Source organism: Chthoniobacter sp. (assembly GCF_040003245.1).
GTDB lineage: Bacteria > Verrucomicrobiota > Verrucomicrobiia > Chthoniobacterales > Chthoniobacteraceae > Chthoniobacter.
The window spans coordinates 1-22,187 of sequence record NZ_JBDUCX010000024.1 but is presented as its reverse complement, the minus strand read 5'-3'; the positions used below and the strand labels follow the sequence as shown (position 1 = coordinate 22,187).

21 protein-coding genes are annotated in these 22,187 nt (G+C 61.8%); 12 read left to right on the top strand and 9 right to left on the bottom strand.

Annotation, left to right across the window (positions count from 1 at the left end; genetic code table 11):
- Positions 1 to 8: 8 nt before the first annotated feature.
- From ABJF10_RS04980 to ABJF10_RS04960, 5 genes are all read right to left on the bottom strand, one after another.
- Entirely contained in the window at positions 9 to 872 is an 864-nt protein-coding gene (locus ABJF10_RS04980) for a ThuA domain-containing protein (protein ID WP_348543422.1), read from the bottom strand.
- 24 nt (positions 873 to 896) lie between these two features.
- Positions 897 to 1,238, bottom strand: a complete 342-nt coding sequence (locus tag ABJF10_RS04975) for a hypothetical protein (RefSeq protein ID WP_348543421.1) — start codon at positions 1,236 to 1,238, stop codon at positions 897 to 899.
- Between the two features lie 105 nt (positions 1,239 to 1,343).
- Positions 1,344 to 2,123 carry a ThuA domain-containing protein gene (locus tag ABJF10_RS04970; RefSeq protein WP_348543420.1) on the bottom strand — a complete coding sequence of 260 codons (780 nt, stop codon included), beginning with the start codon at positions 2,121 to 2,123 and terminating at the stop codon, positions 1,344 to 1,346.
- Positions 2,124 to 2,153: 30 nt separating this feature from the next.
- The gene (locus ABJF10_RS04965; RefSeq protein ID WP_348543419.1) at positions 2,154 to 3,605 is read right to left on the bottom strand and encodes an arylsulfatase; all 1,452 of its coding nucleotides are present in this window, start codon (positions 3,603 to 3,605) and stop codon (positions 2,154 to 2,156) included.
- Positions 3,606 to 3,628: 23 nt separating this feature from the next.
- On the bottom strand, positions 3,629 to 4,504 hold the full coding sequence (locus ABJF10_RS04960; RefSeq protein ID WP_348543418.1) for a ThuA domain-containing protein: 876 nt from the start codon (positions 4,502 to 4,504) through the stop codon (positions 3,629 to 3,631).
- 144 nt (positions 4,505 to 4,648) lie between these two features.
- Here ABJF10_RS04960 and ABJF10_RS04955 point away from each other — a divergent pair, with 144 nt between their 5' ends.
- Positions 4,649 to 6,901, top strand: coding sequence for a M60 family metallopeptidase (locus tag ABJF10_RS04955; RefSeq protein WP_348543417.1), 2,253 nt, complete (start codon positions 4,649 to 4,651; stop codon positions 6,899 to 6,901).
- A 116-nt stretch (positions 6,902 to 7,017) separates the two neighbouring features.
- Here ABJF10_RS04955 and ABJF10_RS04950 read toward each other — a convergent pair whose 3' ends face one another.
- The 4 genes from ABJF10_RS04950 to ABJF10_RS04935 form a co-directional block, all read right to left on the bottom strand.
- Positions 7,018 to 10,257 carry a CusA/CzcA family heavy metal efflux RND transporter gene (locus tag ABJF10_RS04950; RefSeq protein ID WP_348543416.1) on the bottom strand — a complete coding sequence of 1,080 codons (3,240 nt, stop codon included), beginning with the start codon at positions 10,255 to 10,257 and terminating at the stop codon, positions 7,018 to 7,020.
- Positions 10,254 to 11,519 carry an efflux RND transporter periplasmic adaptor subunit gene (locus ABJF10_RS04945; protein WP_348543415.1) on the bottom strand — a complete coding sequence of 422 codons (1,266 nt, stop codon included), beginning with the start codon at positions 11,517 to 11,519 and terminating at the stop codon, positions 10,254 to 10,256. Before ABJF10_RS04945 ends, ABJF10_RS04950 begins: the two co-directional genes overlap by 4 nt.
- Positions 11,516 to 12,844, bottom strand: a complete 1,329-nt coding sequence (locus ABJF10_RS04940; protein WP_348543414.1) for a TolC family protein — start codon at positions 12,842 to 12,844, stop codon at positions 11,516 to 11,518. Before ABJF10_RS04940 ends, ABJF10_RS04945 begins: the two co-directional genes overlap by 4 nt.
- A gap of 69 nt (positions 12,845 to 12,913) precedes the next feature.
- Positions 12,914 to 13,279 carry a hypothetical protein gene (locus ABJF10_RS04935; RefSeq protein WP_348543413.1) on the bottom strand — a complete coding sequence of 122 codons (366 nt, stop codon included), beginning with the start codon at positions 13,277 to 13,279 and terminating at the stop codon, positions 12,914 to 12,916.
- Between the two features lie 163 nt (positions 13,280 to 13,442).
- On the opposite strand from ABJF10_RS04935, the gene ABJF10_RS04930 reads away from it, so the two are divergent.
- The 11 genes from ABJF10_RS04930 to ABJF10_RS04880 form a co-directional block, all read left to right on the top strand.
- Complete coding sequence (locus tag ABJF10_RS04930) at positions 13,443 to 14,057, top strand: hypothetical protein (RefSeq protein ID WP_348543412.1); 615 nt, start codon at positions 13,443 to 13,445, stop codon at positions 14,055 to 14,057.
- A gap of 587 nt (positions 14,058 to 14,644) precedes the next feature.
- Positions 14,645 to 15,034 carry a hypothetical protein gene (locus ABJF10_RS04925; RefSeq protein ID WP_348543411.1) on the top strand — a complete coding sequence of 130 codons (390 nt, stop codon included), beginning with the start codon at positions 14,645 to 14,647 and terminating at the stop codon, positions 15,032 to 15,034.
- Positions 15,035 to 15,070: 36 nt separating this feature from the next.
- On the top strand, positions 15,071 to 15,883 hold the full coding sequence (locus ABJF10_RS04920; RefSeq protein WP_348543410.1) for a hypothetical protein: 813 nt from the start codon (positions 15,071 to 15,073) through the stop codon (positions 15,881 to 15,883).
- A gap of 16 nt (positions 15,884 to 15,899) precedes the next feature.
- Positions 15,900 to 16,334 carry a hypothetical protein gene (locus ABJF10_RS04915; RefSeq protein WP_348543409.1) on the top strand — a complete coding sequence of 145 codons (435 nt, stop codon included), beginning with the start codon at positions 15,900 to 15,902 and terminating at the stop codon, positions 16,332 to 16,334.
- 36 nt (positions 16,335 to 16,370) lie between these two features.
- Positions 16,371 to 17,354 carry a PhoH family protein gene (locus ABJF10_RS04910; protein ID WP_348543408.1) on the top strand — a complete coding sequence of 328 codons (984 nt, stop codon included), beginning with the start codon at positions 16,371 to 16,373 and terminating at the stop codon, positions 17,352 to 17,354.
- Positions 17,355 to 17,397: 43 nt separating this feature from the next.
- The gene (locus ABJF10_RS04905) at positions 17,398 to 19,065 is read left to right on the top strand and encodes an HDIG domain-containing metalloprotein (RefSeq protein WP_348543407.1); all 1,668 of its coding nucleotides are present in this window, start codon (positions 17,398 to 17,400) and stop codon (positions 19,063 to 19,065) included.
- Positions 19,062 to 19,502, top strand: coding sequence for an rRNA maturation RNase YbeY (gene ybeY / locus ABJF10_RS04900; protein ID WP_348543406.1), 441 nt, complete (start codon positions 19,062 to 19,064; stop codon positions 19,500 to 19,502). Before ABJF10_RS04905 ends, ybeY begins: the two co-directional genes overlap by 4 nt.
- Positions 19,503 to 19,516: 14 nt before the next feature.
- Positions 19,517 to 20,662: a hypothetical protein gene (locus tag ABJF10_RS04895; protein WP_348543405.1), complete on the top strand. Its 1,146-nt coding sequence runs from the start codon at positions 19,517 to 19,519 to the stop codon at positions 20,660 to 20,662.
- Between the two features lie 7 nt (positions 20,663 to 20,669).
- Entirely contained in the window at positions 20,670 to 20,951 is a 282-nt protein-coding gene (clpS, locus tag ABJF10_RS04890; protein WP_348543404.1) for an ATP-dependent Clp protease adapter ClpS, read from the top strand.
- A gap of 3 nt (positions 20,952 to 20,954) precedes the next feature.
- Positions 20,955 to 21,449 carry a DUF2017 family protein gene (locus ABJF10_RS04885; protein WP_348543403.1) on the top strand — a complete coding sequence of 165 codons (495 nt, stop codon included), beginning with the start codon at positions 20,955 to 20,957 and terminating at the stop codon, positions 21,447 to 21,449.
- A gap of 78 nt (positions 21,450 to 21,527) precedes the next feature.
- Positions 21,528 to 22,187 (top strand): DUF1080 domain-containing protein (locus ABJF10_RS04880; RefSeq protein WP_348543402.1); only part of this gene is annotated, 660 nt, incomplete at its 3' end.

Below are 22,187 nucleotides of genomic sequence, written 5' to 3'. Positions count from 1 at the left end.
CTTCGATATCAGGGCCGCGGGCTGACCGCGGTTTCCGTCGGAAAATTCGTCGGCACTTTCTGCGTCACTTTTCCCGTCGCGGCCCATTCGGTGCCGCGCTGGAGAGTGACCGCAAAGCCCACGTCCTTGATCGCTTCGAGCCCGTGGCCGAGCGCCGTGTGAAAGACGCGGCCCTGGCCATGGCTCAGGGCGAAGAGGAGCGGCTCGTCCTCGCCGCTGCCGCCGGTGGCGGGATCGGAGAAGGCGCTCGCCAGCACCGTCACGTTTTCCGCCGGGCCGCGGAGATGGTCGTAGAGTTCATCCTTGGCGTGCATCCATTTCGCCGGGAGACCGGCCATGATCGGATGCTCCGGCGCCCGCGTGACCATCAGGAATTCGTGCTGTTGACCATGATGCCCGGCGCTGCCCGCCGTCGTATCCGCCGTCCATTTACCCTCACGCAACCGCAGCAGTGGTCCCGACTTCTCATTGCGCCCACCCCAGCCGCCCACCCCGATCATCTCATTGTAGGCCTTCCATTCGGGAAAGGAATTGTTCGCCGCATGCACGCTCACAAATCCGCCACCACCGCCAACGTACTTCTCGAATGCCTCCCGCGTCGCCTCCGGCCACAACGCGCCATTGTAGTTGGACACCACGACCTGATAGGCCGCGAAATCCGGTTTGAACGCGCCGATGTCCGCGCCTTTCGCCGGCGAGGTCGCGACCTCCACCGTCGCGAAACCATTCTCCTCGAGGATCGCTTTGAGTTCCGGCGTCGTCTGCTGCCAGGCGTGGTTATTCTGCCCATCGACGAGCAGCACTTTCAGCGGCGCGGCCGCCGCGTGAAGGCCGAGAACGGCGAGTGCGAAAGGAGTAAGAAAGAGTTTCATGGGGGGATTGATTACAGGAAAAGATCAGGTTGGCAGGGAAAACGATTGCCTGCGCCGGCTGGAGCGCTTTCGCGCCCTGCGTTTCGGGGCGACCTGCCGATAGATCAGGTAGCACAGCGATGGCACGAGCACGAGAGCGCCCATCCCAACCACCAGTTTCCGATGATCGTCCTCTACCGAAACGTGCCGATCCGCACTGTAATGTTCCTTCCATTCCGCCCCGTACTGGTGTCGATAACTTACCTCCGCGGCTGCCCGATCGTACATTTGCCGCCCGACGAGCATAATGAAGATCACCAGCACTACGGCGAAAAGCAGCACGGCACCGAAAAACTGTCTCAAGAGGAGGATTTGGGTCAGCGTCACGCGGCGTGTGTAAGACGGTCGTGGACCGAAATCAAGTGCGTCACCAGAGTGTAACAATCATGGCCCCCATTTACTGAGCCTGGGCACTAAGCGCCGGGCACTCCCTCACTTCCCACCCGGCCCGTAGCCGGCCTTCGGCGTGCCGTCGTCATTCAACTTGTCGCAGGCCCAGAGCAGGCCGCGGGTGACGAGATCGAGATAGACGTCGCTTTGCATCGTGTCATTGCTGTGGCCGAGAGTCGTTCCGAACACTTTGGCTTTGCCGTAGGTGTTCACCCAGATGCAGGCATGGTCCTTCTTGGTATCCACGCCGTAAGCCTGCGCAAGCGGAACGAAGTTCGGCCACAACTTCTCGTTCTTGTAGAGTTCGTCGCCCGGATCGTGCCATTCGCTCGGGAAACCTTTCATCACCGGGTGGTCGGCTTTGACCGTCTTGACGTCGAGATCGTGCTTCACCTCATGGCTGAACGAACTCTGGCCGATGAGTTGCCGCCATTCGTCCGTGGAAGCCATGCGATAACTATGCGTCGAGCAATGCACCACCACCGCCGGCAGTCCGTCGAAGTGCGGCTTGGTGATCCGCTCGACAAATTCATTGTCTTTCACGAAGCCGAAGCACTCGTTGTGCAGCACCACATCGTAGCCCTTCGACCAATCCGCATTCTCGTAAATGCTCACGCGATGCTCACGATCCGTACCTTCGCACACGATGGTCCATTCCACGTTCGCCCGCTTGCTGATGCCCTCGGAAAGGATCTTCTTCTGGTTCTCGTAGTCATGGCAGCAACCGCCACAGACCATCAACGCGTGAATGGGTTTCGTTTTGTCCTCCGCCAAAGCGGAAGCTGCAAAGACAGCAGCGATCAGGAAAGGAAGAAAACGCATGGGTATTGGAGGTTTGAGATTAAAGCTGGGTCACGGATTCGCCGCACCGAGTTCGAAGTTCCATTCTTTCACCGGGCTGGGTTGATGCTCGCGCCGGATGATTTCCTTCGCCTTGGCGATGAGTTCGGGATGTTCCGCGCCCAGATCGTGCGATTCGGCGCGGTCGGCGGCCAGGTTGTAGAGTTCAAATGGCGCGTTCGGGTTCTTCTTGACGCCATTCGCAATCGCCTTCCAATCGCCCATGCGCACCGCCACGCGTCCCCCCTGGCTCTCGTACTCCCAGTAGAGGAAGTCGTGCTGCTTCTGCCCGGGCTGGCCGAGCAGTGTCGGCAGATAGCTGATGCCATCCGTGTCCGCGGGAGCGGCTCCGCCGGTGAGTTCCGCCATCGTCGGCAGAAAATCATAGAACGCCGAGACGTGCCCGGTTGTGTCGCCCGCCTTGATCTTCCCCGGCCAGCGGGCAATGAGCGGCGTGCGGATGCCGCCCTCGTAAAGGTCCTGCTTGTAACCGCGCAAGCCGCCCGTGCTCTGGAAGAATACCGGATCGGTCCCCGCCAGCGGAAAGACCGCGCCATTGTCGCTGGAGAAAAAGACCAGCGTGTTGTCGTCGATGCCCAATTCCTTCAGCAGTGCCATTACCCGGCCAATATCACGATCCATCCGCGTGATCATCCCCGCATAGGCAGCGCGCGGCGTTTCGTTGTTGGCGTAGTGCTTGGTATTGGTAAAGGGCGTCTCCGTCCACTGACCGTGGTATTGCGCCATGGAATCATCCGGCACCTGGAGCGAGAGATGCGGAATCGTGAAAGCCAGATAAAGGAAGAACGGCTGGTCGTGATGATCGCGCACGAATTTCAGTGCGTCGTTCGCCATCAAATCGTGCGCGTAGAGCTGGCCCTTGGGCTCGATCACGCCCCTCATGCTCACGTCATACGAGGGATTGCCCGCCAGGCTTTCGCGCTCGTTGTTCCGCCAGAGATAAGGCGGATAGTAAGTGTGCGCGAGGCTCTGGCAGAGATAGCCGTAGCTGTAGTTGAATCCGAAATCCCGCGGGCTGCTGTGGTCCTCGGGCATGCCCAGCCCCCACTTGCCGATGATCCCGGTGTAATATCCCGCATCCCGCATGCGCTGCGCGACGGTCACCGTCCCCGCCGGCATCGGGCGCTGGCCTTCCTCGCTGGGACCGCGCTGCATGTTGTCGCGAATCGCCGCGTGTCCCATGTGCTTGCCCGTCATCAGCGCGCACCGGCTCGGCGCACACACCGCATTGCCGGTGTAGTGCTGCAGAAAGCGCAGGCCATCCGCCGCGAGATGATCGATGTTCGGCGTCTGAATCTTCTGCTGTCCATAGCACCCGAGGTCGCCGATACCCAAGTCATCGGCCAGGATGAAGATGACATTGGGCTTGGACGCTTTGGCCGGCTCCGCCGCGTGGGCAAAGCACACCAGCGCCGCGAGTAGAAGCGCGGTCAGGCGAGACATGGTGGGGGATGTGAAGGTGACGCTTACTTGCCGCCGGGGCCGTAGCCCGTGGCCGGCGTGCCGTCGTCGTTCAAGTGGCCGGCCGCCCACAACACGCCACGAGTCACGAGATTGAGATATTCGTCGCTCGCGACCGTTTCGTTGTTATGCCCCAGCGTCGTGCTGAAGACGCGCGTCTTGCCTTGGTAAAGGTTCGTCCAGATGTCCACCCAATCCACCGACTTCTCCTCCACCGTCTCCGTGCCGTCGGCCTGCTTGGTTTTGACTTTCACCTTCTGCAAGCCGTGCGCCAGCGGGTGCGCGGTATCGAGGATCTTGATGTTGTTATAGTGCTCTTCCTTGATCGTCGTCCAATCCGCGAGGCCCTTGCTGATCGGGTGCTCCTTGTCCAGAAAGCTCACCGCGATCGGCTCCTGCGGGCCGTGGCCGCTGGATTGCAGGCCGAGATACTGGAACCAAAACGCATGCGGCGCGTCGAGATCGGTCACCGGATCGTTTGCATTGCCGATGCGATAGCAGTGCATGGCGCAGTGCAGGTTCACACCGGGAATGCCGGCGCGATGCGGGGCGAGCACGCCCTCGACCACCGACTGGTCACTGATGCCGGCCGCGCATTCGTCATGAATGATCACGTCATAACCCTTCGCATAGTCCGGGTTGCCATAGATCGGCAGCGGCGGCTTCGTGCTCTTGTCATCGGTATGAATCTGGTCGACGACCACGTTTGCCCGCTTCTCGATCCCTTCCTTGAGAATGTCCTTCTGCTTGGCGTAGTCGTGGCAGCACCCCCCGGTGATGAGCAGCACCTTGAGCGGCTTGGGCGCGTCGGCGGCGTCCGCCGAGGCAAAGGCAAAAGCGAGAGTGAGAACGGCGAAGGCGGGGAGGAGGCGTAGTTTCATGAGAAAGGGTATCGAGCGTATGAGGAAGAACCCGCGAGTCGAGCCCTTGTTAGCGCGCCATTTATGACACACACCGATGCGCGTCAAAACATCGTTTTGAACAAGTTTGTGCTAAGTCTTGGCGTTTTCACTGATCTTGTCCCAATGAAAGTCTTCCCCTCCCTCGCCGTTCTCCTGCTCGGTGCCGCTTCTATCCTCGCCGCCAATGCCTTGACGCCTGTCGCCCCAGCGAATCCCGCCAATTTCGATGCCGATCGCTCCGCGCTCACCACGGGCATCGCCGAACTCGGCGCGCCCGGCGTTCCCGGTGGCGTTTCTGTTTTCGGGCCGCAAGCCTTTGCCGTCATTGCGGGCAAGGACGGCAAGAAAGCGCTGCTCCCTGTGGTGGCCGCGGCGCGCTGGGAAAAAGGCCGGATCGTCGCCCTCGGACACGACGGTTACCTCGGCGCGTTCGACGGCGGGAACGGCACCATGCTGGTGAACGCCGCGCGCTGGGTCATCGGCGAGGCATCCTCGGCCAAGCCAAAGATCGGCGTCTTCGGCAATGCCCCGCTCGTCGCCCATCTCAAGGGCGCTGGCCTCGACGCCGAGGCTCTCGAGGGCAAGAACTGGAACACGCGCCTGCCCACCTTCCGCGCGGTGTTCATCAATGCGCACAAGATCCAGCCCGAGGACATCGACCACCTCGCCCGCTTCGTCCGCAACGGCGGCGGCCTCGTCACCGCCGCGACCGGCTGGGGCTGGCTCTACGGCGGCAAGGACAAGAGCTTGCTCGCCACGGAATTCGCCGGCAACAAGTTGCTCGCTCCCGCCGGCCTCGTCTTCACCTCCGGCACGCCGGAGAAATCCACCAAGACCGGCTACACCATCGGCGGTGACCTCACGCTCCTGAACGCCACCACCGCTCTCGACAGCATCGCCAATCATACCGCGAAAAAAGTCGTCCTCACGCCCGACCAACTCACCCAAGCCGGCGCGACTCTGGCCGATGCCATGCGCGCCCTCCCACCGACAGACACCATCCTTCTCCCGCGTATCAGCGCCCTCATCGCCACTCCCGGCGCCGTCGACTTTCCCCGGCCGGATCATCCCCTGCCCGCCGACAATGCTCTCGCCCGCCTCATCGTCACCGCACAACTCGAGGCCTACCGCACCGCCAAGCCCGAGCAACTCCGCGCCAATCCCGCCGCCGACGCCTTCCCCGGCGCCGTGCCGAAAAACGCGCCACGCATCCCCAGCCGCGTCGTCGTCATCGACACCGGCGTCCCCGCCTGGCACAGCACCGGCCTCTACGCCGCGCCCGGCGAACTCATCAAAGTCCAGATTCCCGCCGAGCTCGCGGACAAAGGCCTCGCCGTCCGCATCGGCTGCCACAGCGACAGCCTGTGGCACCTCGACAAGTGGCAGCGCGCCCCGGAGATTTCGCGGCGCGAGACGATCAAGACTGCGCTCAGCACCGCCGCGAATCCCTTCGGCGGCCTCATCTACATCGAAGTGCCTGAAAAACTCACACCCGCCAAGGTGAACGTGGCCATCGGCGGCGGAGTGGAATCGCCCCGCTTCGTCCTCGGCGAAACCAAGCTCATGGACTGGAAAATGCGCCTCCGCATGGCTCCCGCTCCTTGGGCCGAACTCGAGACCAAAAAAGTCATCCTCAGCATCCCCGCGGAAAAAATCCGCCAGCTCGACGACCCCGAGGCGCTCCTGAAATTCTGGGACGAAGTGCTCGACGCCGAGGCCGACCTCGCCACCATCCCGCGCGATCGTAAGCGCCCCGAGCGCATCGTTCCCGACACCCAAATCTCCGCCGGTTACATGCACAGCGGCTACCCGATCATGACCTGGCTGGACAAAAGCGTGGAGCACTCTGTCTCCCTCGCCGAGATGAAGCAGGGCAGTTGGGGCCACTTCCACGAACTCGGCCACAACCACCAGGTCCCCGACTGGACTTTCGACGGCACGACCGAGGTCACCTGCAATCTCTTCTCCCTCTATTGCATGGAGACGCTCTGCGGCAAACCACCCGGCCAGGGCCACGACGCCATGAAGCCCGACGCCGTCGACAAGCGTCTCCGCGGCTACCTCAGTTCCAGCGACAAATTCAGCAAGTGGAAGAGCGACCCCTTCCTCGCCCTCACCATGTATCACCAGCTCCGCGTCGGCTTCGGCTGGGAGACCTACAAGAAAGTCTTCACCGAATACCGCGACCTGCCCAAAGACCAACGCCCCAAGACCGACGACGAAAAGCACGACCAATGGATGGTCCGCTTCTCCAAGGCCACGGGAAAAAACCTCGGCCCCTTCTTCGAGGCCTGGGGCATCCCCACCAGCACCACCGCCCGCGACTCCATCAAGAACCTCCCCACCTGGATGCCCGCCGACTGGCCGAAGAGCTAGGTGACCTGCATTACCGCAGAGGCGCAGAGAGCGCTGAGAGCCGCAGAGGAAAGAAATAGATTTCCCTCTGCGGCCCTGTCCAATCTCTCTGCGCCCTCTGCGTTAAAGTAACGGCCTCAAACCAGCACCACCTCCCGCTGCGCCACAGCCCTCGTCTTCACCAGCGACCGCTTCTTCCAGATCACAAAGATCACCGGATAAATCAACAGCTCGAGAATCGCCGACGTCACCACCCCGCCAATCATCGGCGCCGCGATCCGCTTCATCACATCCGCCCCCGCCTGCGTCGTCGGGCTCCACATGATCGGCAGCAATCCAAAGAGAATCGCGCAGACGGTCATGATCTTCGGCCGGATGCGCTGCACCGCGCCTTCTTTCACCGCGGCGTAAAGATCGCCCAGGGAATTCATGCGGCCCTCGGCGACGTGCTTTTCCCATGCGTTATCAAGATAGAGCAGCATCACCACACCGGTCTCCGCATCGAGCCCCGCGAGCGCGATCAGCCCCACCCAGACGGCGGCACTCATATTGTAGTCGAGCAGGTGAAGCATCCAGAATGCGCCGACCAGAGAGAACGGCACGGCGAGCAGCACGATGATTGTTTTCGTGGCGGACCGCGTATTCATATAGATGAGCACGAAAATGATGAGAAGCGTCAACGGCCCAACGATCTTGAGTCGCTGCTCGGCGGCCTGCAAATACTCGAACTGCCCCGCCCATTGGATGTAATAGCCTGGCGGAAACTTGACGCGCTCGTTGATGCGCCGCGCCGCCGCGCGGACGTACCCGCCGATGTCGCTGGTCGTCACATCGACGAAGACGAAGCCGACGAGTTGGCCGTTCTCGTTGCGGATGGAGGGCGGGCCGGTTTTGAAGTTGATGTTCGCCAGGAGGGAGATGGGGACTTGCGCGGTGGAAGAGCCAGGCGCTCCTTTCGCTGAGGATTCCGCCATCGGCGTAGCCACGAGGACGCGTTTGAGCGAAACGAGATCATCCCGAAAGTCCCGCGCGTAACGCACACTGATCGGATAGCGCTCGCGACCCTCCACCGTCGTCGCGATAGTTTTTCCCCCGATGGCTGTCTCGACGATGTCGTTCACGTCGCCCACACGCAGGCCGTAGCGCGCGGCGGCTTCGCGGTTCACATCGAAGTCGAGGAAGTATCCACCCGTGGTGCGCTCCGCGAAGACGCTGCGGGTGTCGGGAAAATCGCTGAGCGCCTTCTCGATATCGACGGCGACGTTTTCAATCTGCTTGAGGTCGGGGCCAAAGACTTTGATACCCAGCGGCGTACGGAAGCCGGTGGTGAGCATCTCGGTGCGCGTCTGGATCGGCATCCAGAAGATGTTCGCCATGCCCGGCGTCTTGACGTGCTCGTTCATGTCCGCCAGCAGCTTTTCCCACGTCATGCCCCGCCGCCATTGCTCGTGCGGCTTGAGTGTGACGACGGTCTCGAACATGGCCAGCGGCGCAGGATCGGTAGGCGTTTCGGATTGCCCAGCCTTGCCAAAGACGCGCTCGACCTCGGGCACTTTCGCGAGCATCCGATCCTGGATTTGCAGGATTCTCGTCGCCTCATTGATCGACATGCCAGGTACGGCGGTCGGCATGTAAAGGATGGTGCCTTCGTTGAGCGGCGGCATGAATTCCTTCGGCCAGCGATAAAACGGAATCGGATTATCGAAGAACGCGTTGATGAAGGGGATCAGACCGAAGGCGACCATGACGACCGCCGTCGCGAGGAGAAGTGGCCAACGATAGCGCAACGCGAGATTGACGAATGGCTGATATGCCCAGATCAAAAGCCGGTTCACGGGATTTCTGTTTTCCGGCACGATCTTTCCACGGATGAGCAGCACCATGAGAACCGGCACGAGGGTGATGCCGAGCAGCGCTGCGAACAACATCGCGAAGGTCTTGGTGAACGCGAGCGGCCGAAACAGCCGCACGGATTGCGGGTCAAGCGTGAAGATCGGGATGAAGCTCACCGTGATGACGAGCAGCGAGAAGAAAAGCGGACGCCCGACGGCCTTGGCTGCCTGAATGATGACATCGGCGCGCTCCCGGTTATCGGGATCGCGCCCGTGCTCTTCACGGAAATGCTCCAGCGCCTTGTGCGCGTTCTCCACCATGATGATCGCCGCATCGACCATCGCGCCGATGGCGATGGCGATCCCTCCGAGCGACATGATATTCGAGGTCAGGCCCAGATAAAACATCGGCAGGAACGACAGGATGATCGCGATCGGCAGCGTGATGATCGCCACCAGCGCCGAGCGCACATGCCAGAGGAAAATGATACACACCAGCGCCACCACGATGCTTTCCTCGATGAGCTTCTCCCGCAACGTATGGATCGCATTCACGATCAATTCGCTGCGGTCATAGGTCGGCACGATCCGCACGCCCTCGGGCAGCGAAGCCTTGATCTCCTCCATCTTCTTTTTGACGCCATCGATCACGTTGAGCGCGTTCTCACCGTAACGCATCACCACGATCCCGCCGACCACCTCTCCTTTCCCATCCAGTTCCGCGACCCCGCGTCGCAAGTCGCCGCCGAGATGCACCGTGCCCACGTTTTTCACATAAACCGGCGTCCCATCCACCACCTTGAGGACGACATTCTCGATATCTTCCACCTTCTTGATGTAGCCCCGCCCACGCACGTAATACTCCGTCGTCGCCACCTCGAAGATCTTCCCGCCCACGTCGCCGTTGCTCATCTTGATCGCGCTCACCACGTCGGCCAGCGGGATGCCGTAAGCCACGAGCGCATTCGGATCAAGGTCCACCTGGTATTGTTTGACGAAGCCGCCGACCGGCGCCACCTCGGCCACGCCCTTCACCGATTCCAACGCGTAACGCAGATGCCAGTCCTGCAACGAGCGCAGCTCCGCGAGGTCATGCTTCCCGGTATCATCCACGAGCGCGTACTCATAAACCCAGCCCACCCCCGTCGCGTCCGGCCCGATCACCGGATTCACCCCTTCCGGCAACGAACCGCGCACCGAGTTCAGGTATTCGATGACCCTCGAACGCGCCCAATAGATGTCCGTGCCGTCCTCAAAAATCACATACACGAACGACTTCCCAAACATCGACTCCCCGCGCACAAACTTCACCTTCGGCGCCGCGATGAAGCGTGTCGAAATCGGATACGTGATTTGATCCTCCACCAGGTCCGGCGAACGCCCCTCCCAATCCGTATAGATGATCACCTGCACGTCGCTCAGGTCGGGAATCGCGTCGAGCGGCGTCCTCATCAGCCCATAAACGCCGCCCGCAACGGCGAAGATGGTGAAGATGAAGACGAGGAACTTGTTCCGCGCGCTCGCCTCGATGATGCGTTCGATCATGGCTTCACCTCCAATGGCGCCGGTTCCTCAAACGACTTCACCGCCCCTTGCACCTTCGACTCCGCATCGATGAGGAAGTTCGCACTCGCGACCACGCGCTCCCCCTCCTTCACGCCGTCCAGCACCTCATAGATGTCGCCATACTTCCGCCCGAGCTGAATGAAACGCGGCTCCAGCTTCCCCTCGCCCTTGTCCACGAAAACCAGCGCATGCGAACCCGTCGGCATCACCGCGCTCACGGGAATCGTCAGCCCCTCGCCCATGTCCATCGCCAGCTCGATATTCACATACATTCCCGGCCGCAGTTTGAAATCGGGATTGGGAATATCGACCCGCACTTTGATGGTGCGCTTCATCTCCGCGAGGAACGGATTGATGAGGCCCACCTCCCCTTCGAACTTCTGGCCGGGATACGCCTTCGTCGTCACTGTCACCTTCTGCCCCTTCGCCAGCATCGAAAGTTCGTCCTCGTAGAATTCCGCCCACACCCACACCATCGACAGGTCGGCGACATTCACCAGATGATCGCCGCTCATCACCCTGCGGCCTTGATCCACGGGCACGTCCTCGACCACCCCCTTGAACGGCGAGTTCAGCGTCAGGAACTCGGAGGGCTTTCGCGCCTTCTCCAATTCCGCGATTTGCTTCGCGGTGATGTTCCATTGTTCGAGCCGCCGCCGCGCCGCCTCGATGGAGCGTTCCGCGGCCGCCTTGCCTTCCCCGGCGCTGATCCGATCGCGTGTCTCGAGCAGATTGACGAACTCCCGTTCCGCGCTGGAAAGCTCTGGACTGTAAATCGTCAACAGCGGTTGCCCCTCCTCCACGGGCTCGCCCGGAGACGTGACATAAAGCTTTTGCACATAGCCCTCGACGCGCGCGACGAATTCCTGCCGCCGCGTCCGGTCCGGCACGACCAGGCCGACGGAGCGGATCACGTGGTGCAACGGCTTCCTCTCCGCCGTCGCGTAGGTCACGCCGATTTGCTGCTGCCGCTCCACCGGCACGCTGAACTCATTCAGCACCGGGCCGGAACTGGCCTTCGGCGTGGCCGCAGCCAGCGTGCCTTTTTTCCAGACCGGCACCAGGTCCATCGAGCAGATCGGGCATTTGCCTTTCGGGTCTTGCGAACGCACCGAGGGGTGCATCGTGCACGTATAATAGTCGACGTTGGGATCCGTGCCGCCCGCGCCCTTCCGCTGGCAACCGGCGACCCCCGCGAGAGCGGCGATACTGGAAACCAGGATAAATTCTCTCCGGTTCATTTCGCTTCCCCTTTCGACGTCCGCTGGCGGGCGGAGAAGTAACCCAGGTCCGAGCCAACGAGCGCTTCGAGCTCGGCGACCGCGGTTTGGCAATCGGCCAGGTGCTGCTGATACGTCGCCTCCAGTTCGCGCAGGCTGCGCTCCGACATCACCAGATCGAGGAAGCTCTCCCGGCCACTTTCATAATTGGTGCGATTCGTCTGCACCGTCTGGCGCGCTTTGGGCAGGAGCCGGGTCTCGAACAGCTCGACGTGATGATGGAACGTCTCGATCTTTTGCAATTGATCGTGCAACAGCCCGAGCGCTTCGGCCCGCGCGCCTTCCAGCGCCCGCTGCGCCGCCTCGACCCCGCTGCGGGCCTCGCGTTCTTCCGCGCGATATTTCTTCGCGTTCAACCACGGCACATTGAAAGACACCCCCGCATCCACTTCGCTGATCGCTTGCGCCGCCCCGTTATAACGCTGCGCCTGCACCGTCACCGTCGGATCGGGAATCCACTCCCGCTTCGCCAGCTCGAGCTTCGCCGTCGCCGCCGTCATACCCGCCGCGGTGCTGCGCACTTCCGGTCGATTGTTCAGCAGCAAGCCGCGCAACTTTTCCACCGGAAAATGCGCGTGCGCCGGCGATGGCAGGGCGCCCGGCCGGCCCAACGTGCTGAAAGCATCGCGATTCATCAGCACCTTGAGCTGCGTCTCGTCCTCCGAAACGCTCTGCAATAAATCATGCCGCGTCTCTTCCAGCCGGTTCACTTCATTCTCCGCCACGAACACCTCGGCCTGCCCTTGATTGCCCACCTCCAGTTTGGCCCGGCTGATTTCCACCGTCTGCCCGAGCGACGACGCGTTGGCCCGATTCAGCTCCAGCAGCGCGTAATCCCGCGCCAGGCGGAAGTAAGCGACACGCGCCTTGGCCACGACATCGAGCTCCTTCCGGCGCACCTCCTCCAGCGCGCCCAGCGCCTCCGCCGCCGCGATCCGTTCCCGGCTGCGATTCCGGCCGGAAAGCGGGATCATCTGCTCCACGCTCAGCATCTGGTCGGTGAAGCCATTGCGCGAAATGTCCACGAATCGCCCCAGCCGCGTGCTGCCGCCGACTTTCAGGTCATCCCACGCCGCCGCCTGCGGCACGCGCTGTTTCAACGCCTCCCATTTGGCGCGCGCTTCCTTGATCGCGGGATTGTTCGCCAGCACGGCTTCCGTGACCGCGCTCAGCGAAAGAGACGATGCCGACGCCGCTACCGGTGAATCGCCGGGTATCTTCGGCGGTTCAGCGTGGGCGGTAAAGGAGATGGAAAAAGTACAGAGAAAAAGAGAGAGAAGTTTCATGGATCCGAGCGGTGGGTTTCGCGGGTGAAGATGTGCGCAAGGCACACCACGCCTGGGAAAGCCCGTGGCTCAGATCAACTGGATGCAACTCACCGCCCGCGGCGAGAGCGTGTGCGCGGTGCTCGCCTCGTCGGAAACGACGAACGGCCGCCGCGGCACGGGCGGCAGAAAGAGAATCGTATAAGCGTGCGGATCGATCGCCGCCCACTGCACCTGCGCATCCGCCGACACCGGCACCGGCGACTGCGGCGCCTTCTGCTGCTCCGTCACCTTGCAACAAGCCACATTCGCACAACACCCCGACGCACACTGCATCGCCGCACACCCCCCACCCTGCTTCATCTCCACCGGCACCGGCAGCACGACCGTCCGACCCTGCGTCACAAACAGCAGGCTCAAAACGAGCGTCAGGATGAGCGGAGTTCTAGCGAACATAAATCGATGCGACCGCAAAGTGGCACACCCCGTTCATTTTGCCGAATCCGAAATTAAACAATCGAATCGCTTCTGTTTGGTCTCAGCGATGAAGGCTGGCGTTGGCGATCACGTTTGGACGCTGGACGAAGTCCTTGCCCTGCGGGATTAGTGCGGCTGCGCCATGTTTCGACCCTTTCTGACCGCGTTCTCCGGCACTGCCGTGGAGTTTTTTGAGACGATGGCGATTGCGTATGCCATCCTGCGGGCGGGTTATCCGCGCGAGGCCATTTCGGCGACGGTCATCGGCCATGTCCTGGTTTTCATCAGTGCGATCTTCCTCTGGCCGGCGCACACGCTCATTCCCATCTTCTGGTTTCGGCTGGTGGCGGCATCGCTTCTGACGCTCATGGGCTTCTACTGGACTGTGAAGTCGCTCCGGCGCTCTTCCGTCGGCCAACGTCCCCGCTGGGCCACCGATCCGCTGGGGAAGGTGGGTGTTGTACCCAGCGGCGCGGTGACGAACTTCTCGACGCCGGTGTTTCTGGTGATGCTGAAAAGTTCGGTCGTGGAGGCTTTGGAGATTCTCCTCGTTGTTTTCCCGATTGGGGCCGCTACTGGCGCCTGGCCGGGCATTGTCGCCGGGGTAGGCCTGGCCATTGCGGTCGTGACGCTCGGAGTGATTCTGTTGCACGGACAGCTCAAGCGCGTTCCCGAGGTGCGGCTGAAACTGGCGACCGGTCTTTTGCTGTTCGCCATCGGCCTGTCGTGGCTTTTCGAACTGACGAACTCGAAGTGAGCCAATCCGTCCGTCATTGAATGGTTTTTGAGAGAAAGCGCATCGACCCTTTCTGGCAGGAAGGTGTGTATCCGCAGGCCATTCAGGATGATGCTCCAGAACCTGGAGGCGAATCAGGAAAACAGGAAAAGGAATTCCGGCGACGCCTTGGGCTTCCTGCTTTCCTGTTTTCCTTATTCAAAAACCGCTTCGTGCGCTAGGCTTGGGCCACCGCATTTGACGGATTTTGCTTGACAAGAGCCCCTATTGCGTGCTACAAATATCGCGTTCGCTTGGGGTGGGTCTGTGGCCGGGTTTAAAAGGCAGGGTGCGAACAGCAAGCGAGGCAGGAATTCATCGATGCACGACAGGCTAACCAGATTGTTTTTGCGACCCGGGATTTCCCGGGCGCTGGCGCGTGTCCGAATGGTGCGTCTTGCTGGAGCGCCCCGTGCTTGCCGGCTCAGTGCCCGCTCTTCCCCGCCGGGAAGCGCGCGGCGACCGTACGCACACCCCGGGCACGGTGCAGGGCGATTGGGAAATCGCTCCTACCAGTTTCCGGCCCCGTTTTACAGAGACTTCCGGGAAGTTCCGACTAGTTCCGACTCATGAATGATCCGACCCAAAATGACAAAATCACGCGGCTGACTCCGGCGACCCGGCTCGCCCGGATTTGGCCACCCTCCGACTCGGCTTTACAGCGGAGTTTCGACCACTTCCGGCTAGTTCCGATCGATGAAATTGACCCGACCCCATCCCCCGCATCCAATCCTCCCCCGGCGCGTGAGGACACGCGCCCTACACCAGGGTTCCCTATCGCCGAGTCACCCCCCAATCGCAGGCAATCGCACCTGATCGTGTCTAATCATGCCTCCAATTATTTTCACAATGCCGGGATGGATCCCTCGATTCAGGCAGCCAGAGAAGCCCTCCTTTTCGATTCCGAAAACAACCGCTCTCAAAAAGAAACTTGCCCGTTGGCCAGTCCCTTTGCTTGAGTGGAGCCCATTTCCCTTGGATTGTTCCGTTACTCTATGAAGAAAGCCCTCGCTTTGGCGCTTGTCGCGTTGCCTGCCGCCGCTCTGTTCGCCGCCGACCCTCCTGCTCACATCGACGTCAGCAAGCTGCCCTCTCAATCCAAGCTGATCGACGATGTCGTGGTCCCCGTCCCCAGTGAAATCTTCGGCGTCCTCGACAAGCTCGGGAAGCCGAGTTGGTCCGCGGTGCAGCGGCCGATCACCAACGTCATTCAGCCGACCGGCGACAGCCCACAGATCGCCCTGATGCTCGGCTCCGTGATCGCGGAAGGCTTCATCGCGGTGGAAGCCGAGGACGCCAACCAAGTGAAGCAAATCGGCAAGAGCGTGCTCAGCCTTTCGACCCCGCTCGGCGTGGGCGCCGAGGTCAAGAAGCGCGCCCAAGCCATCACCGACGCCGCCGACAAGAAGGACTGGGCCGGCGTGCGCAAGGAACTCGACGGCACCCTCGACGACGTGAAGAAAGTCATGGTCAAGCTGAACAGCGAGGCGCTCTCCCAGCTCGTCAGCCTCGGCGGCTGGATCCGCGGCACCGAAGCACTCACCGCGGTGGTCAAGAACTCCTACACCAAGGACGGCGCCGAATTGCTCCATCAGCCGGTGTTGCTCGATTACTTTGAGCGGCGACTCGCGGGCTTGAAGCCCAAATACAAGATCAACCCCGTGGTCATCCGCGTGCAGAAGGGCATCCTCGAAATCCGCCCGCTGATCGGCCTGGCCGACGATGTGGATATCTCGGAAAAATCGGTCCAGCAGATCAATACGATCACCGCGGACCTCATCAAATCGATCAACTCAAAGGCGCCCTAATCTCCGATTCTTTTTTGTGAAACGCTTCGCCCCTCTCGTTCTCGTTCTTCTCCTCCTCTCCTTGGGCGCCGGTCCGGCGCGTGCCACCATCGACGACGCGCTCTCCTTCGCCTTGGAAGCCGCCGACCCGTACGTCAAGGAAGGCTTCACCGTCCGCGAGGATTACTGGGGTGGCGACCTGCCGGTCAAGACCACCAAGGCCATCGTCCACCAGCTCTTCAAGGGCAACGAATACTGGTTCTGGATGGGCACCGACCAGAAGGGCGCGAAGATCTCCGTGCACGTCTACGACAGCGCCGGCAACCTCGCGGAAAGCGAAGCCTGGCAGAAGCCGCACTTCGCCGCCGCCCGCGTCGTCCCGAAGAAGACGGGGTCCTACTATTTGATCGTGGAAGTCGAAAAATCGCCCGATGAGCGCACCTATTGGTCGCTCGCCTATGGCTTCAAATAACGCCCAGTTGGTGCGTTTCGGCGGGCCCGCCATCCTGTGTCCGTAACCGACGCCCAGACCCTGCAGTTCGAGAGTGGCCGTGTGCTGCAATCGCTCTACGGCAACGATCTCACGCTGCTCAAGACGCTCGAGAAGACCCTCGAGGTGCGCGTCACCACCCGCGACGGCTGGCTGCGCGTGGAAGGCGCGCCCGATCGCATCGAGCAAACCCGCCGCGTATTCGACCAGCTCGACCGCGCCCGGCAAGGCGGCCTGAACATCCGCAAACACGAATTCCTCCACGCCCTCCGCTCCGTGTCCGAACCCCAGGAAGCCAGCCTCGAGGAACTCCTCGACACCAAAATTCTTCTCTCGCCGAAGCGGCCGCCCATCGTGCCGAAGACGGCCGGGCAGAAGGCGTATCTGCAGGCGATCCAGACCTACGACATGGTCTTCGGCGTCGGCCCCGCCGGCACGGGCAAGACGTATCTCGCCATGGCCATGGCGGTCCAGGCTTTGAAGAAGGAACAGGTCACGCGCATCATCCTCACCCGCCCGGCGGTCGAGGCCGGCGAGGCGCTCGGCTTCCTGCCCGGCGACTTGAAGGAGAAGATCATGCCCTATCTGCGTCCGCTCTACGATGCGCTGCACGACATGGTGGACGCGGAAGAAGTGCAGCGCCTGATGGAGCGCGGCGTCATCGAAATCGCTCCCCTCGCCTACATGCGCGGCCGCACGCTCAACCGCGCCTTCGTCGTCCTCGATGAAGCGCAGAACACCACGACCGAGCAGATGTTCATGTTCCTCACCCGCCTCGGTGCGGAGTCCAAGGCGGTCATCACCGGCGACTATACCCAGATCGATCTGCCGCCCAACAAGCGCTCCGGTCTCGTCGAAGCCATGCAGGCCCTCAAGGACGTCGAAGGCATCAATTTCTCTCATTTTGGCGAGCAGGACGTCATCCGCCACGAACTCGTCCAGTCCATCGTGCGCGCCTATCGCCGCCATCGCGGCACCGGCGAACCGGAAACCAAGCGTTGATTTTTCACCCCGCCGGCCCGATCCTCTACTTCACGCCCAGCCCATGCTCGGTTTTTTTGAAAGACAGCGATTAGTAAAGAAGGGACTGTGTTCCTCGAAACAGCGCCGCCGCCGGACGGAGAGCGAATGGCTGCAAACGCTCGAGCACGGCCCATTGGCCAAGGTGGCCATTTGCCTCGGTTTCATCGTCGGCCTCGCCGTGCTCATCTACTCGGACCTGCGCTCGCAGCCGATGGAAAAAGTTTTAATCGCGGTGCTCATTTTCCTCACCGCCCTCGCCCAGCTCTGGATCAACCATCCCAAGACTTTCGAGCGCAATTCCCGCGTGCTCCTCATGTTCGGGGTCATGCTATTGCACCTCGGCATCGTCAAGTTGATCCTCGTCACGTCCGACAACCAGATCCTTCGGGGTATGTCCACGCCCGACGGGTTCAGCGGCCTGGAGCGGCAGCAGCTCTGGCGGCTCGCCGTGCCCTACGCCTTTGCGCCCCTGGTTCTCTCGGTGCTGCTCGGGAAGAATCACGGCATCTACGCCGCCATCTTCGTCAGTCTTTGGGGGTCGCTCATCTACCGCGGCATCGATCCTATTTTCCTCGTGATGAGCCTCATCAGCGGCTTCATCGCGGTCTTCATCACGCTCGATGTGCGGCGCCGCATCCAACTCGTCCGGGCCGGTGTCTTCGTCGGCCTTTCCACGTGGATCCTGGCCCTCATCTTTGGGCTCATTGGGCCCATCATTTGGGAATCCTTCAGCGGCATGCACTGGTCCATCATCGGTTACCAGAGCCTGGTCGCCATTGGCAGCGGCGTGCTCACCGGCTTCATGGTCAGCGGCGCGCTGCCGATCTTCGAGACCACCTTCCGCATTACCACCAGCACCACGTGGCTCGAGCTGGCCGATCTGAACCATCCCTTGCTCAAGCGCCTCGTCATCGAGGCCCCCGGCACCTATCACCACAGCCTGGTCGTCGCCAATCTCGCCGAGGCCGCTGCCGAGGCCATCGGGGCCAGCGCCGCCATGTGCCGCGTGTGCTCCTATTTCCACGACATCGGGAAGCTCGTGAAGCCGGAGTACTTCACCGAAAACATGCGCCGGGACCGCAACCCGCACGACGAACTCGCCCCCACGATGAGCGCGCTCATCATCATCGCCCACGTCAAGGAAGGTGTGGACCTCGCGCTCAAGTACGGCCTCAACCAGGAAATCATCGACGTCATCCAGCAGCACCATGGCACGTCGCTCGTCTTCTTCTTCTACAAGCGGGCCTTGCAACAGCAGGAGGACGCCCGCGCCGGGGGCAAGATCATGAATATTCGCGAGGAGGATATCCCCGAGGTGCGCGAGGAGACCTTCCGCTACAGCGGGCCCCGCCCGCAGACCCGGGAAGCCGCCATCATCAGCCTGGCCGATTGCATCGAGAGCGCCTCGCGCAGCCTCGATCGCGTGACCCCGCAGAAGATCGACCAGCTCATCAGCGATATCGTCGAGAAGCGCTTGCTCGACGGCCAGCTCAAGGAGTGCGACCTCACCATGCGGGAACTGGAGGAAGTGGCCGAGAGCTTCCGCCGCACCTTGCAAAGCATGATGCACAGCCGCGTGGCCTACCCCGATTCCCGCAGCGAATCGCGGGGCGGCGACTCCCGCGGCGACCGGCGTGACACCCCGCTGCCGGCGGCGCGGTCCACCGTGCCTCCCGTCTCGGCTGCTTGAGCATCCAGGTTCACAACCGCCAGCGCGCCGTGCGCGTCCGCCTGCCCTGGCTGAGGAGCCTGGCCGAGATCGCCCTCGAAAAATGCCGCGAATACTCTGGCGATGGCCGTTTTGCCCTCCGCCAGATCGCAGCGGTCGAGGTCACCATTGTCTCCGACCGGGTCATCGCCGATGTGCACCAGCGTTTCATGAATATCCCCGGAGCCACGGATGTCATCACCTTCGAGCACGGCGAGATCGTCACCAGCGCGCAAACGGCCGCCGTCTATGCCCGGCAATTTGGCCATGACGTGGACCAGGAGCTGGCCCTTTATATCGTCCATGGACTCCTGCATCTGAATGGATATGATGATCTTACGCGGAGCGACGCCGCCCTCATGCGCCGCACGCAGCAGCACATCCTGAAGACTTGCCTTTCACGCCTGCACCACGTCTAATCCCCTCCACTCCTATGTTTCCTCGATCCCCCCGATCCGCCATTGCCTGCCTCACGGTTGGGCTGTTCGCCAGTGCCACCTTGCACGCCGACCAGGACGCCCCGCCGGTCGATGTCAATGCCCTGCTCAAACAACTGCATACGCTGCGCGACCAGCAAGCGGTCCAGGCCAAAACCTCCAGGCAAGCGGCCATCCAGCTTATCAACGCCGCGGCCGGCAGCACGGAGCGCTCCGTCAAGTTATGGGAGGACGCCGTTCAAGCCACGCAGATGGAAGGCGCCGGGAAGGAAGCCGCGCAATTCCGGGCGTGGCGCGATACGGAAGGTGAACTCTTCAAGGAAAAGGAAGTGCAGAACGCGGTCCACCTGCATCTCGAATGGTTGTCGCTCACGCTGCAGCGTTCCAACGGGGTAGCCGTCAAGGATCTGCTGCCCGCGATCGTCAACTACACCAAGGAATTGCTCGCCGACCAAGCTTGGATGGAGGCGCTGGATGATACGATCAAAAAGGAAAAGGACGCCGCGGCCGGTCCCGGACCGAAAAAGCAGGGCCGCCAGGCCGCCAAGGACGATGTCGCCATCCGCAAGACGCACGACGGCATTCTCAACCGCAAACTGGACAACAGCATCATCGTGCAATGGCTCAAGCTCAGCGATTTCGTCACGCTGGAAAAATGGGAAGGCAACCCCGGTAACCTCGATGGGATTTACAAGAACACCGTCCTGCCCGAAATGCGCCTGCAGAAGGATCCGCACGTCTTCGACTACTGGGACATGAAATTGAAAAAGGAGGCGGACGCCGCGACCAAGTCCAAGCTCTCCTTCGAAGTCGATAAGTATAACACCCAACGCCGCCCCACGCTGCTCTGGAATCGGGCCCAGGAGTACACCTATCTCGGCCAGAAGAACCGCGCGGTTTCCGAGATGTTCAATCTCATCAAGACCTATTCCACCCACCCGGACGCCAGCGATTGGGTCGCTGCCCTCGAGGCCATGCTCGCACCAGCCGGTCCGGCCCCGGATGCCAACGCCCCTGTGCCCGCCGCGCCCGCGACCTCGGCCCTCCCTCCCGTCGCACCACCTCCTCCCGCCGCCACCGCCCAACCCTTCGTCCCCTCCAACGGGCCCACGCCCACCGCCTTGCTCCCGGGCGCCCAGTAGCTTTTGCATGACAGAGACCGTCGTCGAGCAGGAGACCAAGACCAGTTCTGCCGTCGACGTACCGTGGAATGTCGTCGTCCACAACGACCCGGTGACCTTGATGGAGTACGTGACCCGCGTCTTTCAAAGGGTCTTCGGCTACAGCCAGACGCGCGCCCACAAGCACATGCTGGAAGTGCACAACCTGGGCCGGTCCATCCTGTGGACCGGCGCCCGCGAACGCGCGGAAGCCTATATCGAGCAGTTGCACGGCTACCAGTTGCTCACTACCTTGGAAAAGAGCCTGTGAGCTGTGGAAATATCGCGCCTCAACGAAACGACTATTTTGATAGCGCGGATCGATCCGGTCATCGCCGAGTTGCTGCGCCGCATCATCCCCAGCGCCGACCCCGGCGATAACGAAAAGGCCCGGGCTCGGATATTCAGCGCGCCGACCCAGGATCCCGAGGAAGATCACTTCGCCGAGGATTGGCGGGAATACATCGAACCCGGACTCGCCAGGCTGTTTCAATCCGCCCTGGAGGTAATCGAGGGAGATTTGCAGAGAATGCACCCCGACCCCGCGACCGGCGAAGCCACGGTCTCCTTCCCCAGCGATCATCTCGAGCAGTGGATCCACGGTCTCAACCAGGCGCGACTCGTTCTTTCCGAACGCCACAAGCTCAACGAGGACGAGATCGATCCGGAGACGCTGCCCGCCAGCGATCCCCGTGCCTTCCTGCTGCTGCAATTGCACCTCTACGCCCAACTCCAGTTGCTCTTTCTGCGTCTCCTCGACGCCCGTTGAAGCGCTCCTTTCCATTTTCCATCTGCCATTCTCCAACTGCCGTTTTCCATCTATTCCCTTCCCAGCCCCACGGTCCTCATGAAACGCCTTCTCTCCCTGCTTGCCGTCCTCATCTCCGCCGTCGCCCTGCACGCTGAAGACGCGCCCGTCAACGAACTCGGTGCCGACGAGAAGGCGGCGGGCTGGAAGCTGCTCTTCGATGGCGAAGACGCGGCGCCGTGGTGGCGCGGCTACAAGAAGGATGAGCTGCCTGCCGGATGGAAAGTCGAGCAAGGTGCCCTCGTGCGCCGGGCCGCCGGCGGCGACATCATCACCCGCGACCAGTTCGAAAGTTTCGAGCTTTCGGTCGACTGGAAGATCAGCGCGGGCGGCAACTCCGGCATCATGTTCAAGGTCAAGGAGACCGGCGCCCACCCGTGGTTCACCGGTCCGGAAGCGCAAATTCTCGACAACGTCCTCGCCCGCGAAACGCAAAAAGCCGGCTGGCTCTACCAACTCTACCCTGCCGAGATCGACGCCACCAAACCCACCGGCCAATGGAACAACTTCATCCTGCGTTGCCAGAAAACCCCCGCCGGCACCTATGAGTGCGAGCATTGGATTAACGGTATCAAATACGTGGAATACACGATCGGCTCCGACGACTGGCACACCCGCGTCGCCAAGTCGAAGTTCGCCGACAAACCCGATTTCGCCAAGGCCGACGCCGGCCACATCTGCCTCCAGGACCACGGAAAC

What these genes read in the sequence shown, in the direction of transcription:
- ABJF10_RS04980 (WP_348543422.1), bottom strand. Translation starts at nt 872, where the DNA reads ATGAAACTCTTTCTTACTCCTTTCGCACTCGCCGTTCTCGGCCTTCAC.
- ABJF10_RS04970 (WP_348543420.1), bottom strand. Translation starts at nt 2,123, where the DNA reads ATGCGTTTTCTTCCTTTCCTGATCGCTGCTGTCTTTGCAGCTTCCGCT.
- ABJF10_RS04965 (WP_348543419.1), bottom strand. Translation starts at nt 3,605, where the DNA reads ATGTCTCGCCTGACCGCGCTTCTACTCGCGGCGCTGGTGTGCTTTGCC.
- ABJF10_RS04960 (WP_348543418.1), bottom strand. Translation starts at nt 4,504, where the DNA reads ATGAAACTACGCCTCCTCCCCGCCTTCGCCGTTCTCACTCTCGCTTTT.
- ABJF10_RS04955 (WP_348543417.1), top strand. Translation starts at nt 4,649, where the DNA reads ATGAAAGTCTTCCCCTCCCTCGCCGTTCTCCTGCTCGGTGCCGCTTCT.
- ABJF10_RS04950 (WP_348543416.1), bottom strand. Translation starts at nt 10,257, where the DNA reads ATGATCGAACGCATCATCGAGGCGAGCGCGCGGAACAAGTTCCTCGTC.
- ABJF10_RS04945 (WP_348543415.1), bottom strand. Translation starts at nt 11,519, where the DNA reads ATGAACCGGAGAGAATTTATCCTGGTTTCCAGTATCGCCGCTCTCGCG.
- ABJF10_RS04940 (WP_348543414.1), bottom strand. Translation starts at nt 12,844, where the DNA reads ATGAAACTTCTCTCTCTTTTTCTCTGTACTTTTTCCATCTCCTTTACC.
- ABJF10_RS04935 (WP_348543413.1), bottom strand. Translation starts at nt 13,279, where the DNA reads ATGTTCGCTAGAACTCCGCTCATCCTGACGCTCGTTTTGAGCCTGCTG.
- ABJF10_RS04930 (WP_348543412.1), top strand. Translation starts at nt 13,443, where the DNA reads ATGTTTCGACCCTTTCTGACCGCGTTCTCCGGCACTGCCGTGGAGTTT.
- ABJF10_RS04925 (WP_348543411.1), top strand. Translation starts at nt 14,645, where the DNA reads ATGAATGATCCGACCCAAAATGACAAAATCACGCGGCTGACTCCGGCG.
- ABJF10_RS04920 (WP_348543410.1), top strand. Translation starts at nt 15,071, where the DNA reads ATGAAGAAAGCCCTCGCTTTGGCGCTTGTCGCGTTGCCTGCCGCCGCT.
- ABJF10_RS04905 (WP_348543407.1), top strand. Translation starts at nt 17,398, where the DNA reads ATGCTCGGTTTTTTTGAAAGACAGCGATTAGTAAAGAAGGGACTGTGT.
- ABJF10_RS04895 (WP_348543405.1), top strand. Translation starts at nt 19,517, where the DNA reads ATGTTTCCTCGATCCCCCCGATCCGCCATTGCCTGCCTCACGGTTGGG.
- clpS (WP_348543404.1), top strand. Translation starts at nt 20,670, where the DNA reads ATGACAGAGACCGTCGTCGAGCAGGAGACCAAGACCAGTTCTGCCGTC.